General features: G+C 59.3%; 13 protein-coding genes. 12 read left to right on the forward strand and 1 reads right to left on the reverse strand.

The annotated features are described in order from the left end of the window. Positions 1-36: 36 nt before the first annotated feature. The 3 genes from carB to HB633_RS15300 all read left to right on the forward strand — a co-directional run bounded on the left by carB (position 37) and on the right by HB633_RS15300 (position 4,442). On the forward strand, positions 37-3,291 hold the full coding sequence (gene carB / locus HB633_RS15290) for a carbamoyl-phosphate synthase large subunit (RefSeq protein ID WP_213778905.1): 3,255 nt from the start codon (positions 37-39) through the stop codon (positions 3,289-3,291). Between the two features lie 153 nt (positions 3,292-3,444). Next, the gene (greA, locus tag HB633_RS15295) at positions 3,445-3,921 is read left to right on the forward strand and encodes a transcription elongation factor GreA (protein ID WP_213778906.1); all 477 of its coding nucleotides are present in this window, start codon (positions 3,445-3,447) and stop codon (positions 3,919-3,921) included. Then, the gene (locus HB633_RS15300; RefSeq protein WP_213778907.1) at positions 3,921-4,442 is read left to right on the forward strand and encodes a DUF4149 domain-containing protein; all 522 of its coding nucleotides are present in this window, start codon (positions 3,921-3,923) and stop codon (positions 4,440-4,442) included. Before greA ends, HB633_RS15300 begins: the two co-directional genes overlap by 1 nt. 72 nt (positions 4,443-4,514) lie before the next feature. Here the strand turns inward: HB633_RS15300 and HB633_RS15305 are convergent, their stop codons facing one another. After that, a complete protein-coding gene (locus HB633_RS15305) occupies positions 4,515-5,069 on the reverse strand; it encodes a YhbY family RNA-binding protein (RefSeq protein WP_213778908.1) in 555 nt (184 codons plus the stop codon). A 383-nt stretch (positions 5,070-5,452) separates the two neighbouring features. Between HB633_RS15305 and HB633_RS15310 the strand changes: the two genes are divergently transcribed. From HB633_RS15310 to phoU, 9 genes are all read left to right on the forward strand, one after another. Further along, positions 5,453-6,115 (forward strand): RlmE family RNA methyltransferase, encoded by a 663-nt coding sequence (locus tag HB633_RS15310; protein WP_213778909.1) that lies wholly within the window; start codon positions 5,453-5,455, stop codon positions 6,113-6,115. Positions 6,116-6,310: 195 nt separating this feature from the next. Then, complete coding sequence (gene ftsH / locus HB633_RS15315; RefSeq protein WP_213778910.1) at positions 6,311-8,206, forward strand: ATP-dependent zinc metalloprotease FtsH; 1,896 nt, start codon at positions 6,311-6,313, stop codon at positions 8,204-8,206. 87 nt (positions 8,207-8,293) lie between these two features. Beyond that, positions 8,294-9,163, forward strand: a complete 870-nt coding sequence (gene folP, locus HB633_RS15320) for a dihydropteroate synthase (RefSeq protein ID WP_213778911.1) — start codon at positions 8,294-8,296, stop codon at positions 9,161-9,163. Positions 9,164-9,256: 93 nt separating this feature from the next. Then, on the forward strand, positions 9,257-10,615 hold the full coding sequence (glmM, locus tag HB633_RS15325; RefSeq protein WP_213778912.1) for a phosphoglucosamine mutase: 1,359 nt from the start codon (positions 9,257-9,259) through the stop codon (positions 10,613-10,615). Between the two features lie 230 nt (positions 10,616-10,845). After that, positions 10,846-11,877: a phosphate ABC transporter substrate-binding protein PstS gene (gene pstS / locus HB633_RS15330; protein WP_213778913.1), complete on the forward strand. Its 1,032-nt coding sequence runs from the start codon at positions 10,846-10,848 to the stop codon at positions 11,875-11,877. 102 nt (positions 11,878-11,979) lie between these two features. After that, a complete protein-coding gene (pstC, locus tag HB633_RS15335) occupies positions 11,980-12,963 on the forward strand; it encodes a phosphate ABC transporter permease PstC (RefSeq protein WP_213778914.1) in 984 nt (327 codons plus the stop codon). Further along, positions 12,960-13,856, forward strand: coding sequence for a phosphate ABC transporter permease PstA (gene pstA, locus HB633_RS15340; protein WP_213778915.1), 897 nt, complete (start codon positions 12,960-12,962; stop codon positions 13,854-13,856). Before pstC ends, pstA begins: the two co-directional genes overlap by 4 nt. A gap of 147 nt (positions 13,857-14,003) precedes the next feature. Then, positions 14,004-14,759 (forward strand): phosphate ABC transporter ATP-binding protein PstB, encoded by a 756-nt coding sequence (gene pstB, locus HB633_RS15345; RefSeq protein WP_172811968.1) that lies wholly within the window; start codon positions 14,004-14,006, stop codon positions 14,757-14,759. Between the two features lie 37 nt (positions 14,760-14,796). Further along, positions 14,797-15,501: a phosphate signaling complex protein PhoU gene (gene phoU / locus HB633_RS15350; RefSeq protein WP_213778916.1), complete on the forward strand. Its 705-nt coding sequence runs from the start codon at positions 14,797-14,799 to the stop codon at positions 15,499-15,501. Positions 15,502-15,511 lie beyond the last annotated feature (10 nt).

Here is a 15,511-nt window from a genome sequence, read left to right on the forward strand (position 1 = left end):
AGACCAGAACACGCAACACAATCATTGAGAGCAGTTATGCCGAAGCGGACAGACATCAAGAGCATCCTCATCATCGGCGCGGGACCGATCATCATCGGCCAGGCGTGCGAGTTCGATTATTCGGGCGCGCAGGCGTGCAAGGCGCTGCGCGAGGAAGGCTACAAGGTCATTCTCGTCAACAGCAACCCCGCGACGATCATGACCGACCCGAACACGGCGGACGTCACGTATATCGAGCCGATCACGTGGGAAGTGGTCGAGCGCATCATCGATAAAGAACGGCCCGACGCCATCCTGCCGACCATGGGCGGACAAACCGCGCTGAATTGCGCGCTCGACTTGTTCCATCACGGCGTGCTGGAAAAGTACAAGGTCGAGTTGATCGGCGCGTCGCCGGAAGCCATCGACAAAGCTGAGGACCGCCAGAAGTTCAAGGAAGCGATGACGAAGATCGGCCTTGGGTCGGCCAAGTCGGGAATTGCGCATTCCATGGAAGAAGCGCTGCAGGTGCAGGCGGATATCGCCGCGCAGACCGGCAGCGGCGGGTATCCGACCGTGATTCGTCCGTCGTTCACACTGGGTGGATCGGGCGGCGGGATTGCATACAACAAGGAAGAATTCGAGGAAATTTGCCGTCGCGGGCTGGATCTTTCGCCCACGCGCGAATTGCTGATCGAAGAATCGTTGCTCGGCTGGAAAGAGTTCGAGATGGAAGTGGTCCGCGACACGCAGGACAATTGCATCATCGTGTGCTCGATCGAAAACCTGGACCCAATGGGCGTGCATACCGGCGACTCCATCACGGTCGCGCCGGCGCAAACGCTCACCGACAAGGAATATCAGATCCTGCGTAATGCGTCGCTTGCTGTGCTGCGCGAGATCGGCGTGGACACGGGCGGCTCGAACGTGCAGTTCGCAATCAACCCGAAAGACGGCCGCATGGTCGTGATCGAGATGAATCCGCGTGTGTCGCGTTCGTCGGCGCTGGCATCGAAGGCGACGGGTTTTCCGATTGCGAAGGTCGCAGCAAAACTGGCCGTTGGCTACACGCTCGACGAGTTGAAGAACGAGATCACGGGCGGTCAGACGCCGGCGTCGTTCGAGCCGACCATCGACTATGTGGTCACGAAGATTCCGCGTTTCGCGTTCGAAAAATTCCGCGAAGCCGATGCCCGCCTGACGACGCAAATGAAGTCGGTCGGCGAGGTGATGGCGATTGGCCGCACGTTCCAGGAGTCGTTCCAGAAGGCGTTGCGCGGCCTGGAAGTCGGCGTGGATGGGCTCGACGAAAAGACCACCAGCCGCGACGAAGTCATTCGCGAGATCGGCGAGCCGGGCCCCGACCGGATCTGGTTCCTGGGGGACGCGTTCCGTCTTGGCCTGACCGCTCAGGAAATCTTCGAAGAGACGTCGATCGACCCGTGGTTCATCGCGCAGATCGAGCAGATCATCCAGAAGGAAAAGGCGCTGAACGGTCGTACCGTCGAGAGCCTGACCAAGGACGAAATGCTGTACCTGAAGCAAAGCGGTTTTTCGGATCGTCGCCTTGCAAAGCTGCTGGGCTCGGATCAAACGGCTGTGCGCAAACATCGCCACGCATTGAAGGTGCGTCCGGTCTACAAGCGCGTGGACACGTGCGCTGCCGAGTTCGCGACGAAAACCGCATACATGTACTCGACTTACGAGGAAGAGTGCGAAGCCAATCCCACCGATAAAAAGAAGATCATGGTTTTGGGCGGTGGCCCGAACCGGATCGGGCAGGGCATCGAATTCGATTATTGCTGCGTGCACGCAGCTTTGGCGATGCGCGAAGACGGCTATGAAACCATCATGGTCAATTGCAACCCCGAGACCGTTTCGACGGACTACGACACCTCCGATCGGCTGTATTTCGAATCGTTGACGCTCGAAGACGTGCTTGAAATCGTCGATCTGGAGAAGCCCGTTGGCGTGATCGTGCAGTACGGCGGCCAGACGCCGTTGAAGCTTGCGCTCGACCTCGAAGCCAACGGCGTGCCGATCGTCGGAACGTCACCGGACATGATCGATGCCGCCGAAGACCGCGAGCGTTTCCAGAAGCTCTTGCAGGACCTGAACCTGCGTCAGCCGCCGAACCGCACGGCGCGCGCCGAAGACGAAGCGCTGCGTCTTGCCGAAGAAATCGGTTATCCGCTGGTCGTGCGTCCTTCGTACGTGCTCGGCGGCCGCGCGATGGAAATCGTCCACGAGCCGCGCGATCTCGAACGTTATATGCGCGAGGCCGTGAAGGTCTCGCACGACTCGCCGGTGCTGCTCGACCGCTTCCTGAACGACGCCATCGAATGCGATGTCGACTGTATTTCGGACGGCGAGGCAGTGTTTATCGGCGGCGTGATGGAGCATATCGAACAGGCGGGCGTGCATTCGGGCGACTCGGCTTGCTCGCTGCCACCGTATTCGCTGTCGCAGGAAACCATCGACGAACTCAAGCGCCAGACCGGCGCCATGGCGCGCGCGCTGAACGTGGTCGGCCTGATGAACGTGCAGTTCGCGATCCAGCAGGTGCCGCGTGAAGACGGTACGAAGCAAGACGTGATCTACGTGCTCGAAGTGAATCCGCGCGCATCGCGCACGGTGCCGTATGTTTCGAAGGCGACGGGTTTGCCGCTGGCAAAGATCGCCGCGCGCGCGATGGTCGGCCAGAAGCTGGCCGCGCAAGGCGTCACGAAGGAAGTGATCCCGCCGTATTTCAGCGTCAAGGAAGCGGTGTTTCCGTTTGTGAAATTCCCGGCTGTCGATCCGGTGCTCGGACCTGAAATGCGTTCGACGGGTGAAGTCATGGGCGTGGGCCGCACGTTCGGCGAGGCGCTCTTCAAGTCGCAGCTCGCGGCGGGCTCGCGCTTGCCGGAAAGCGGCACGGTCCTCCTGACGGTAATGGACGCCGACAAGCAAAAGGCCGTGGAAGTCGCGACCATGCTGCACGAACTCGGCTATCCGATCGTCGCGACCAAGGGCACGGCAGCAGCGATCGAAGCGGCAGGCGTTCCAGTCAAGGTCGTGAACAAGGTGAAGGATGGCCGGCCGCACATTGTCGACATGATCAAGAACGGTGAAATTGCCCTGGTCTTTACGACGGTAGATGAAACGCGCGCCGCGATTGCTGATTCCCGCTCGATCCGTATGAGCGCGCAAGCCAACAAGGTCACGTACTACACGACCATGTCCGGCGCCCGTGCGGCGGTCGAAGGCCTCCGATATCTGAAGGACCTGGAAGTCTATGATTTACAAGGACTGCATGCTCGCCTAAACTAAGGCTTCTGATTCGAGTCTCAGCAGTATCAGCAGTCTCCATACGAAGTCTAAGTATCAAGGGCCGCGGTTAAGCGGCGTCTCCCATTTTTACCGGGAGATGCACTTAACCGCGGTAATTTTTTTACGTCTGCATTTTTGCGTAATGAGTTGGTTATGAGCACAGTTCCTTTGACTAAACGTGGCGCAGCGTTGCTGCGTGACGAATTGCAACATTTGAAATCCGTAGAACGCCCGGCGGTTGTCAACTCGATCGCCGAAGCGCGCGCGCAGGGCGACCTGTCGGAAAACGCGGAATACGACGCGGCCAAGGAGAAGCAGGGCTTTATCGAAGGCCGGATTGCCGAACTGGAGTCGAAGCTGGCGGGCGCGCAAGTCATCGATCCGACCGAGGTGGAAGCCGACGGCCGCGTGATCTTCGGCGCAACTGTCGAGCTGGAAGATCTGGACTCGGGGAATATCGTGACGTATCAGATCGTCGGTGACGACGAGGCTGACATCGACCACGGCCTTGTTTCGATCAGCTCGCCCATTGCGCGCGCGTTGATCGGCAAGACGGAGGGTGATGTCGCGTCCGTGCAGGCACCGAGCGGCGCGCGCGAGTACGAAGTCATCGCGGTCAAGTACGTCTGATGGCTCATCGATTCTTTCGGATCGTCGCAATGATCTGGGTCGGCAGCGTGCTGACCCTGGGCTATATTGCCGCACCCGTGCTGTTCAGCATGCTCGACCGGACCTCTGCAGGATCGGTCGCCGCGCAGTTGTTTCGCATCGAGGGCATGCTGGGCGTTGTGTGCGCGCTGGTGCTGCTGGTCACGGCAAATCGCCAGGTGCGTACCGGTTTCGACGACTACAAACGTACGCGCTGGGTGATCGCCGGCATGCTTTTGTGCGTGCTGATCGGATATTTTGCGCTGCAGCCGTTCATGAACGCCTTGCGGGTCGCCGCGCAAGAAGGCGGGATGGAACTGGCGCAATCACCCTATGCAAGCCGGTTTGGCATGCTGCACGGGGTATCGAGCGCGTTTTATCTGGTCGAGAGCGTGTTGGGGCTGGTGCTGTTCTGGCGTTTGCCGCCGGGACGGTTCCCCGCGCAAACCGCAGTTCCGAAGGGAAAGACGGCCAGCGTCGCAGCACGTCGCGCACGCGGTTAAAAAAAGCCGGTGGGTCCGGGATGATCGGATCGAACCGGCTTTTTGCTGTCCGGGCGAGCCCGGAACAACGGCTTACTTCGACGACTGATGGTGACGCTTGGAGCTCGGCAGGCGTTTCTTCGCCCGTTTTACGTTTCCGCCTGCGGTCACGCGTTCGTTGCCGCGAACGAGCAGTTTCTGCTTCTTTGGCTTGCGGACCACGGGAGCGTCGCGCGTGATCTTAACGACCTTTACCACGCGCGGAGCGCGGCCTTTCGTCGACGCGTCGGCGGCTTCACCGGCGCTCGGCGGCGCGACGCGATTTGCGCCCCGAACGCCTGCCGTGCCGGCTTTACGTGCGGGCGCGGCGTCGTCTTCCGGGCGCCAGATCACGAGCAACTTGCCGATCTGCTGAACCGGCGCCGCACCCAGACGGTCGCAGATCTCGGCGTAGGCGGCAACACGGGCTTCCCGGTCGTCGCCGAAAACACGGATCTTGATGAGCTGGTGCGCGCCGAGATGGACTTCGATTTCGGCCAGTACGGCTTCGGTCAGCCCTTCGCCGCCAATGAGTACAACGGGCTTGAGCGCATGAGCCTGGGAGCGCAGGTCGGCGCGTTGGGCAGGAGAAAGTTTGAGAGCTGACATGAGAAGTAACGGACTCGACTAAAATGAGGGGCGCCGTAGCGTAAAAGCGGCTGAACGGTCGCGATTGCAAAACAAAGACGGGCAGGGCGAGACGCCTTGCTCGGGAACATGACGGACGGCGCGCGGCGGTGCGGCGAGCAAACGGACTTGATTTTAACGAATCTTTAATCGCCGGAGCTGGGGTGCCGCGCATGCCGGGTCTGCGGCAATGCCTTACTGGCTTTGCGATATCCGGCGACTACCGTGAGCAGACACAGGGCATAACGGCGCCAAAAACCGGCTGTCCACATCGACAAAGGCTGCTTCAAATTTGAGCAGCAGCCCGAATTAGACGCGTATTATCCGCTAAAAGCACAGCTTCACGCAGCAAGAGTTCATTCTTAATGGCAAAAAACCGCTTCAACTATTCGTGGCTGCATGACCACATCAACGACCCGTACGTGAAACTCGCCCAGCGCGAGGGGTATCGGGCGCGCGCCGCGTACAAGCTGAAGGAGATCGACGAGCAGGACAAGTTGATCAAGCCGGGGCAGATCATTGTCGATCTGGGTTCGACTCCGGGCAGCTGGAGCCAGTACGTGCGCAACAAGCTGGCGAAGGGGGCGAACCGCGGCGACACACGCGAAGGCGGGATAGATGGCAAGATAATTGCGCTCGACATCCTGCCGATGGAACCGATCGCCGACGTGACGTTCTTCCAGGGCGACTTCCGGGAAGACTCGGTATTGGACCAGCTGAAAGAATTGGTCGGAGATCATCAGGTCGATCTTGTAATCTCGGACATGGCCCCCAACCTCTCAGGTGTTGCGAGTGCGGATGCCGCCCGAATGGAGCATTTGTGTGATCTGGCGCTGGAGTTTTCGCAGAATCACCTGAAACCGGATGGCGCTCTGCTGGTTAAATGTTTTCACGGCAGCGGTTATAGTCAGATAGTAGAAAAGTTCAAGCATCAATTCAAAATCGTTGCGCCGCGCAAGCCCAAGGCGTCGCGCGATAAATCGTCCGAAACGTTTATTTTGGGCAGGCAGCTCAAGCGTCGTGATTGAGAGCTGCTGGCAAAACGCCTTTCAGTATTGGCTGTTCTGGTGAGCGTTTTGCCAAAAATGTCCAAAAATCGGATCCGGGTCACTATCCTCACGCTAGTTAAAGGCTATAGCAGGGGTTTGCGGTCTGGATTAGAATGCTTTCGTGGTGCCGCAAGGCGAATGTAGGCGCCCGTCTATGAGTGAAGGAGTGGTGCTTTGAACAACAATATGTTCTCTAAGGCAGCAGTGTGGCTGGTTATCGCACTGGTGCTGTTCACGGTGTTCAAGCAGTTCGACAAGCCCCGCGTCCAGGAAGGTGTGTCGTATTCGCAGTTCATGGACGACGCGAAGACCGGTAAGGTCAAGACCGTTACCGTGCAGGGCCGTAATCTCACCGTCACTCCCGCAGACGGTCAGAAATACCAGATCGTATCGCCCGGCGACATCTGGATGGTCGGCGATCTGATGAAGTACGGCGTTCAGGTCAGCGGCAAGGCCGATGACGAACCGAACGCGCTCGTCTCCGCGCTGTATTACCTCGGACCGACGATCCTGATCATCGGTTTCTGGTTCTTCATGATGCGGCAGATGCAGGGCGGCGGGAAAGGTGGGGCGTTTTCGTTTGGCAAGTCGCGAGCGCGGCTGATCGACGAGAACAACAACGCAATCAATTTCACCGATGTCGCAGGTTGTGATGAAGCGAAGGAAGAAGTCTCCGAGCTTGTCGACTTCCTGCGTGATCCTCAAAAATTCCAGAAGCTCGGCGGGCGGATTCCGCGTGGCGTGCTGCTGGTCGGCCCTCCGGGTACGGGTAAAACGTTGCTGGCGCGCGCTATTGCAGGCGAGGCCAAGGTACCGTTCTTCAGCATCTCGGGTTCTGACTTCGTTGAAATGTTCGTTGGTGTTGGCGCCGCACGGGTGCGCGACATGTTCGAGCAGGCTAAGAAGCATGCGCCTTGTATCGTGTTTATCGACGAAATCGATGCTGTGGGCCGCCATCGTGGCGCCGGCATGGGTGGTGGTAACGACGAACGCGAACAGACGCTGAACCAGATGCTCGTGGAAATGGACGGCTTCGAAGCGAATTCCGGCGTGATCGTGATCGCTGCGACCAACCGCTCGGACGTGCTGGATAAGGCGTTGCTGCGTCCGGGCCGTTTCGACCGCCAGGTTTATGTGGGTCTGCCGGACATTCGTGGCCGCGAACACATCATGAAGGTTCACCTGCGCAAGGTGCCTATCTCGAACGACGTCGATGCTTCTGTTATCGCACGTGGCACACCGGGCTTCTCGGGCGCTGACTTGGCGAATCTCGTGAACGAAGCCGCGCTGTTCGCGGCACGCCGCGGCAAGCGAATTGTCGAGATGGCGGATTTTGAGGACGCAAAGGACAAGATTTTCATGGGTCCGGAGCGGAAGTCGGCTGTGATGCGCGAAGAAGAGCGTCGCAATACGGCTTATCACGAGTCAGGTCATGCGGTGGTGGCTAAGCTGCTGCCTCACGCAGATCCGGTTCACAAGGTTTCCATCATGCCGCGTGGCTGGGCATTGGGCATCACGTGGCAGTTGCCGGAACATGATCGCGTGAATCTGTATCGCGACAAGATGCTTGAGGAAATCGCTATTTTGTTCGGCGGCCGTGCAGCGGAAGAGGTGTTCCTGAACTCCATGTCCACGGGTGCTTCGAACGACTTCGAGCGCGCTACCAAGATGGCACGTGACATGGTGACGCGCTACGGTATGTCGGATGTGCTCGGCACGATGGTGTATGTCGATACCGAGCAGGACGGCATGTTCGGCAAGATGGCGTCGAAGACGGTATCCGAAGCTACGCAGCAAAAGGTCGATGCTGAAATTCGCCGGATTCTCGACGATCAATACGGCCTCGCCCGCAAGCTGCTGGAAGACAACCGCGACAAGGTCGAAGCCATGACGAAGGCGCTGCTGGAATGGGAAACCATCGACGCAGAGCAGATCGGCGACATCATGGGCGGTCGTCCGCCGCGTCCGCCGAAGAACCTGCCGCCGCCTTCGAGCGATCCGTCTGCCGGTGGTGGTAATACCGGTGCGGAAGTCAAGCCGGGTAACACAACGGCGCCTGCTTCTGCCTGATGTGAACCCAAGGTAGTCTCGAAGGGCTGGTGTGATGTTCACACCGGCCCTTTTTCGTTTCTAGCGCATTTTCATCACAGCCACATCATGCAAACCGTCGCCGACGCCCTTCAGTGCGGCCGATTCACGCTCACCTTCGAGCGTCCGCTGATCATGGGCATCCTGAACGTCACGCCAGATTCGTTTTCGGACGGCGGCCGCTTCGTCGCACGCGACGCCGCGCTCGTTCAGGCAGAGGCGATGATCCGTGATGGAGCGGACATCATCGATATTGGTGGCGAATCCACGCGCCCGGGCGCGCCGCCCGTGCCGCTGGCCGAGGAACTGGAACGCGTGATTCCGGTGATCGAGGCCTTGCGCTCGGCTGGCGTGCCGCTTTCCGTCGATACCTACAAACCCGACGTCATGCGCGCGGCCGTGAGTGCCGGCGCGGACATGGTCAACGATATCTGGGGATTTCGCCGCGAAGGCGCGATCGATGCCGTCAAGGACAGCGTCTGCGGTCTTTGCTTGATGCACATGCTTGGCGAGCCGGAAACCATGCAAAAGCATGAGCCCGTCTACCGCGACGTTGTAGCGGAAGTGCGCGAATTCTTCGATGAGCGTGTTCGCACGTTGACGAAAACCGGGATCTCGCAAAATCGGATTTGTCTTGATCCCGGATTCGGCTTCGGCAAGTCCGTGACGGTTCATAATTACGACTTGTTGGCTCGTCTTGCCAGTACGAAACCTGCGAATCTGAATGTCCCGCTGCTGGCCGGAATGTCGCGCAAGTCGATGCTCGGCGCCGTTACAGGTCGAACGCAGCCGTCCGAGCGTATAGCAGCGAGCGTGGCAGCGGCGATATGTGCTGCGGAACGGGGTGCGTCAATCATCCGCGTGCACGATGTCGCGGCGACCGCGGACGCGCTGAAGGTCTGGCAAGCCGTCCGGGACGCCGCCGAGCGTTCGCAGTAAGGCCGAGGCGCGAGGGCATAGACATTGCGCGCGGGTGCAGTAATCAACACACAAATAGATGAAGCGCGTACGCGCGAGGATACGAACAAAAAAATGGCACGTCGATATTTTGGAACCGATGGCATTCGCGGCAAGGTTGGTGAATCCCCGATCACGCCTGATTTCGTACTGCGACTTGGCTATGCCGCAGGCAAGGTGCTGGCGGGCGCGGACCAGTGGGCGCAACGCGGCAACCGTCCAACGGTGTTGATCGGCAAGGACACGCGGGTTTCCGGCTACATGCTCGAAGCAGCGCTGGAGTCGGGGTTTTCGGCGGCGGGCGTCGATGTCATGCTGGCCGGTCCGATCCCCACACCGGGCGTCGCATACCTGACGCGCGCGTTGCGCCTGGCGGCGGGCGTGGTGATCAGCGCCTCGCATAACCCGTACTACGACAACGGCATCAAGTTTTTCTCCGCCGATGGCAACAAACTCCCCGACGAAGTCGAGTTGCAGATCGAGGCGCAGCTCGACGAACCCCTGTCCTGCGCGCCTTCGGAGCTGCTTGGCAAAGCCCGCCGGCTGGACGATGCGCGTGGCCGCTACATCGAATTTTGCAAGAGTACTTTTCCGGCGAGTTTCGATCTGCACGGTCTGAAACTGGTGGTCGACTGCGCGCATGGCGCCGCATACGACGTCGCGCCGCAAGTCTTCCACGAGCTGGGCGCGGAAGTCGTGACTATCGGCGTGTCGCCGAACGGCTTCAATATCAACGACGGCGTGGGTGCAACGGCCCCCGACGCGCTGGTCAAGGCGGTGAAGGAACATCAGGCGCATATCGGTATTGCGCTCGATGGCGACGCGGACCGTCTGCAGGTCGTCGATGCCTCCGGCCGTCTCTACAACGGCGACGAGCTGCTCTACGTGCTGGTCAACGACCGGATTGCGACCGATGGAAAGATCGATGGCGCCGTCGGCACGTTGATGACGAACATGGCGGTGGAAGTGGCGCTGAAGCAGGCCGGCGTGCCGTTTGTCCGTGCAGCCGTGGGCGACCGTTACGTCCTGGAGAAGCTGCGCGAGAACAACTGGATGCTGGGCGCCGAAGGTTCGGGCCACATCTTGTCGCTGGACCGGCATTCGACGGGCGATGGCATCGTTTCCGCGCTACTTGTGCTTGCAGCGGTCAAACGCAGCGGCCGGACGCTCGCCGAGCTGCTGGAAGGCGTCAACCTGTTCCCGCAGAAGCTGATCAATGTGCGCATGAGTCCGGGGGCGGACTGGAAGGGCAGCGACACGATCAAGCATGCTATCGCCCAGGCCGAGCGTGAACTCGAATCGAAGGGACGCGTGCTGATCCGCGCATCCGGAACCGAGCCGGTGCTGCGCGTGATGGTCGAAGCGGCGTCGCAAACGGAGGCCGTCAGACACGCGGAAAACATTGCGAAGGTCGTCAAGGAAGCAACGACCTGATTCTCCTGGAAGCGTCTGCATCGAACAGAAATGCCTCGGGCAAATAACCCGTGGCATTTTTTTATGCGGCCGCCGAAAAGTCGAGCAAACGTGTGCATCGCGGACCAGAAGGCAAACTTTCAACCCGTAAGCACGTTGTCACGCTGGCTTCATCATTCGTCATCGAACTGTCACATAGAGACCCTATCCTTCGCGGTGTCGAGCCACTTGCTCACAACCCTGGAGATCACATGAAATTGATGCACACCGCGCTCGCAGGCATCGTCGGCGCAATGTTTGCCATGTCGGCGCAGGCCGCCGACATCACCGGCGCGGGCAGCACCTTCGCAGCACCGATTTACACGAAATGGGCCGATACGTACCAGAAGTCGGGCGGCGGCAAGGTCAACTATCAAGGCATCGGTTCGTCGGGCGGCATCAAGCAAATCATCGCGAAGACGGTGGATTTTGCTGGCTCGGACGCACCCCTGAAGGACGACGAACTGGCAAAGCAGGGGCTTTTCCAGTTTCCGACAGTGGTTGGCGGCGTGGTTCCGACGATCAACGTTCCGGGCATCAAACCGGGCGAACTAACGTTGTCGGGTGAAGTGCTCGGCGACATCTATCTCGGCAAGATCAAGAAGTGGAACGACCCGGCGATCGCCGCATTGAACCCGAAGGTCAAGCTGCCGGATACCGACATTGCTGTCGTGCGTCGCGCTGACGGTTCGGGCACGAGCTTCATCTGGACGAACTATTTGTCCAAGGTGAACGCCGAGTGGAAGAGCAAGGTAGGCGAAGGTTCGACGGTCAACTGGCCGACGGGCACGGGCGGCAAGGGCAACGACGGCGTGGCCGCGTTCGTTCAGCGTCTGCCGGGTGCTATCGGTTATGTGGAATGGGCGTACGCTAAACAAAACAAGATGACGTACGTCGACTTGAAGAACGCGGCGGGCGCCGTGGTCGAGCCGAAGACGGAGACGTTCAAGGCAGCAGCAGCAAGCGCAGACTGGTCGAAGTCGTTCTACCAGATCCTGACGAACGAGCCAGGCAAAGATGCTTGGCCGATCGTCGGCGCCACGTTCGTGTTGCTGCACACGACGCAGGAAAAGGAAGCGCAAGGCGCGGAAACGCTGAAGTTCTTCGGCTGGGCGTTCAAGAACGGTACGCAAGCTGCAAATGACCTCGACTACATTCCGCTGCCTGATTCGGTGACCGCCGAAATCGAAACGCAATGGAAGGCGAAGGTGAAGGACGCGTCGGGCAAGGCAGTCGTGCAGTAAGTCTCACAAAGCAGATTTGCATTGAGAGTTAAGCAACACGTTCTGGCTTTTTAGTCCGTAACGCCGCGCGGCACCCGCCGCGCGGTCCTTCCGAAGGCTCCCATGTCGGACATCAACCTCGCATCGACTCCGCCCGCAAGCCGCGCCCAGCGTGCTCCGGGACAATTCGGTGATATCGTTTTCGGCAGCCTGACCAGGCTTGCCGCAGTGGTCACGCTGTTGCTGCTGGGCGGCATTATCGTGTCGCTGGTGGTGGCTTCGCTGCCTACGCTGCAAAAATTTGGTCTCAGTTTTCTTTGGCGTTCCGAGTGGGATCCGCAAGCGGATAGCTTCGGCGCGCTCGTGCCTATCTACGGCACCATCGCTACATCAGTCATTGCGTTGATCATCGCCGTGCCGGTGAGCTTCGGCATTGCGCTGTTTTTGACCGAGCTCGCGCCCGCGTGGCTGCGCCGGCCGCTCGGAGTTGCCATCGAGTTGCTCGCGGCGATTCCGTCGATTGTGTATGGCATGTGGGGCTTGCTCGTGTTCTCGCCCATCTTCGCAACGTACTTCGAGAAGCCACTTGGCCATCTGCTCGGCGACGTTTGGCTGATCGGCCGCTTCTTTCAGGGGCCGCCGATTGGCATCGGCATTTTGTGCGCCGGCGTAATTCTCGCGATCATGATCATTCCGTACATCGCGGCGGTGATGCGCGATGTGTTCGAAGTGACGCCCGTGCTGCTCAAGGAGTCGGCGTATGGCATCGGCTGCACGACCTGGGAAGTGATGTGGAAAATCGTGTTGCCGTTCACGCGGACCGGTGTGATCGGCGGCGTGATGCTCGGCCTCGGCCGCGCGCTCGGCGAGACGATGGCGGTGACATTCGTGATCGGCAATACGAATCTGCTCGATAACGTCTCGCTGTTTTCACCGGGCAACAGCATTACGTCGGCGCTTGCAAACGAATTCGCCGAAGCAAGTCCTGGCCTGCATACATCGGCGTTGATGGAACTCGGGCTGATCCTGTTCCTGATCACGTTCATCGTGTTGTCGCTGTCCAAACTGATGCTGCTTCGCCTGGAAAAAGGGGAGGGCGGAAAATGAGCCAGCCCACGATGCAATTCCCCGGCTCCGGCAATCCGGAGCGCGAAGCCGCCACGCGAATCAAGCTGCAGCGCCGCCGCCGCGGCAAGAACGTGGTTGCGCTGGTGTTGTCGCTGGCAGCCATGGCGTTCGGCTTGCTGTGGCTCGTATGGATTCTTTTCACCACGGTGAAGTTGGGCGTGGGCGGTTTGTCGGTGGAACTGTTCACGCAGAACACGCCGCCGCCGAATACGGATGGCGGCGGTTTGTTGAACGCGATCGTCGGCAGCCTGATGCTGGTGGTGCTTGCAACGTTTATCGGTACGCCGCTGGGCGTTTTGGCGGGCGTCTATCTCGCGGAATATGGTGACAAGCGCTGGCTTGCGAGCGTGACGCGCTTTATCAACGACATCCTGTTGTCGGCGCCATCGATTGTGATTGGCTTGTTTGTGTACGCGATCGTAGTGGCGCACTCGGGGCGGTTCAGCGGCTGGGCGGGCGTGATCGCGCTGGCGCTGCTGCAGATTCCTATCGTGATCCGTACGACCGAGAACATGCTGCGGCTCGTGCCGAACGCGCTGCGCGAAGCGGCCTTCGCACTCGGAACGCCAAAGTGGAAGATGGTGACATCGATCACGCTTAAGGCTTCGGTGAGCGGCATCGTGACGGGCGTTTTGCTCGCGGTTGCACGCATCACCGGCGAAACCGCGCCGCTCTTGTTCACGGCTTTGTCGAACCAGTTCTTCTCGTGGGACATGAGCCAGCCCGTCGCCAACTTGCCGGTCACCATCTACAAGTTTGCGATGAGCCCCTTCCCCCAATGGCAAGCGCTTGCGTGGGCCGGTGTGTTCCTGATCACGCTCGGCGTGCTCGGTCTGAACATCCTCGCACGCACGATCTTCTCGAAAAAATAAGGCGGAAACCCTTCCATGAACACAGTCGCAAGCGATGTGAGCACCCGGAACGCTAATCCGGCCACCGATATGAACACGAACCCAGTAGAACGCGGCGCCGTGCCCGGCAGCTTCAAGCCGACGCACCACGCGCCCCCCGTTGGATCGATGAAACCGAAGATCGAGGTGAACAACCTCAACTTCTTCTACAACAAGTTTCATGCGTTGAAGAACATCAACTTGCGCATTCCCGAGCATAAGGTGACGGCGTTTATCGGACCCTCGGGTTGCGGTAAATCCACGTTGCTGCGCACGTTCAACAAGATGTATGCGCTTTATCCGGAGCAGCGCGCGGAAGGCGAGATCCTGATGGACGGCAACAATCTGCTCGATACCCGCCGCGATATCTCGCTGTTGCGCGCCCGCGTGGGCATGGTGTTCCAGAAGCCAACGCCGTTTCCCATGTCGATCTACGACAACATCGCGTTCGGCGTGAAGATGTTCGAGCAACTGTCGCGCTCGGAGATGGACGACCGCGTTGAATGGGCGCTGACGAAAGCGGCGTTGTGGAACGAGGTGAAGGACAAGCTGCAGCAAAGCGGATACGGCTTGTCGGGCGGCCAGCAGCAGCGGCTTTGCATCGCGCGTGGCATTGCGATCCGTCCGGAAGTGCTCCTCCTCGACGAACCGTGCTCGGCGCTCGATCCCATTTCCACGGGCCGGATCGAAGAACTGATTGCCGAATTGAAGAATGACTATACGGTGGTTATCGTCACGCACAACATGCAGCAGGCGGCGCGTTGTTCGGACTACACTGCTTATATGTATCTGGGCGAATTGATCGAATTCGGCGATACGGAAAAGATCTTTATCAAGCCGTCCCGCAAGGAAACGGAAGACTACATCACCGGCCGTTTTGGTTGAATGCATAACGGGCTAAAAAAGGACTTCAGGAGCACATATGTCCGATAAACATTTGTCGAGCCAATTCGATGCCGATCTGAACGCGGTTTCGTCGAAGGTGCTGGAAATGGGCGGCTTGGTCGAGTCGCAAATCATCAACGCCATGCAGGCGCTGAATGCGTTCGACATCGATATTGCCGACAAGGTGATTCTCGCCGAGCAGCGCCTGAACACCATGGAAGTCGAGATCGACGAGGAATGCAGCAATATCATCGCGCGCCGTCAGCCGGCTGCGCGTGACCTGCGTTTGCTGATGGCGATATCGAAGACGATCACGAACCTCGAACGCGCCGGCGACGAAGCCGAGAAAATCGCCAAGCGTGTGAAGCGGATCAACGAAGACGGCATGGGCCGCAACGTCAATATTGCGGAAATCAAGTTGTCGGGTGAAATGGCGGTGTCCATCTTGCGCCGTGCGCTCGATGCATTTGCGCGCCTCGATACGGTTGCCGCAGCTCAGATCGTGCGCGACGATAAAGCCATCGACGAAGAATTCCGCGCATTCGTGCGCAAGCTCGTGACATACATGATGGAAGATCCGCGCATGATTTCAGCGGGACTCGACTATTTGTTCATCGCAAAAGCGGTCGAACGAATTGGCGATCACGCGAAGAACATTGCCGAATTCATTATTTACATTGTGAAGGGTACGGATGTCCGCCATGTGTCGCGCGATCAGCTTGAGCGCGAAGCACTGAGCTGAAGTTTTCAGT

This window comes from Caballeronia sp. dw_276 (assembly GCF_018449635.1).
GTDB lineage: Bacteria > Pseudomonadota > Gammaproteobacteria > Burkholderiales > Burkholderiaceae > Caballeronia.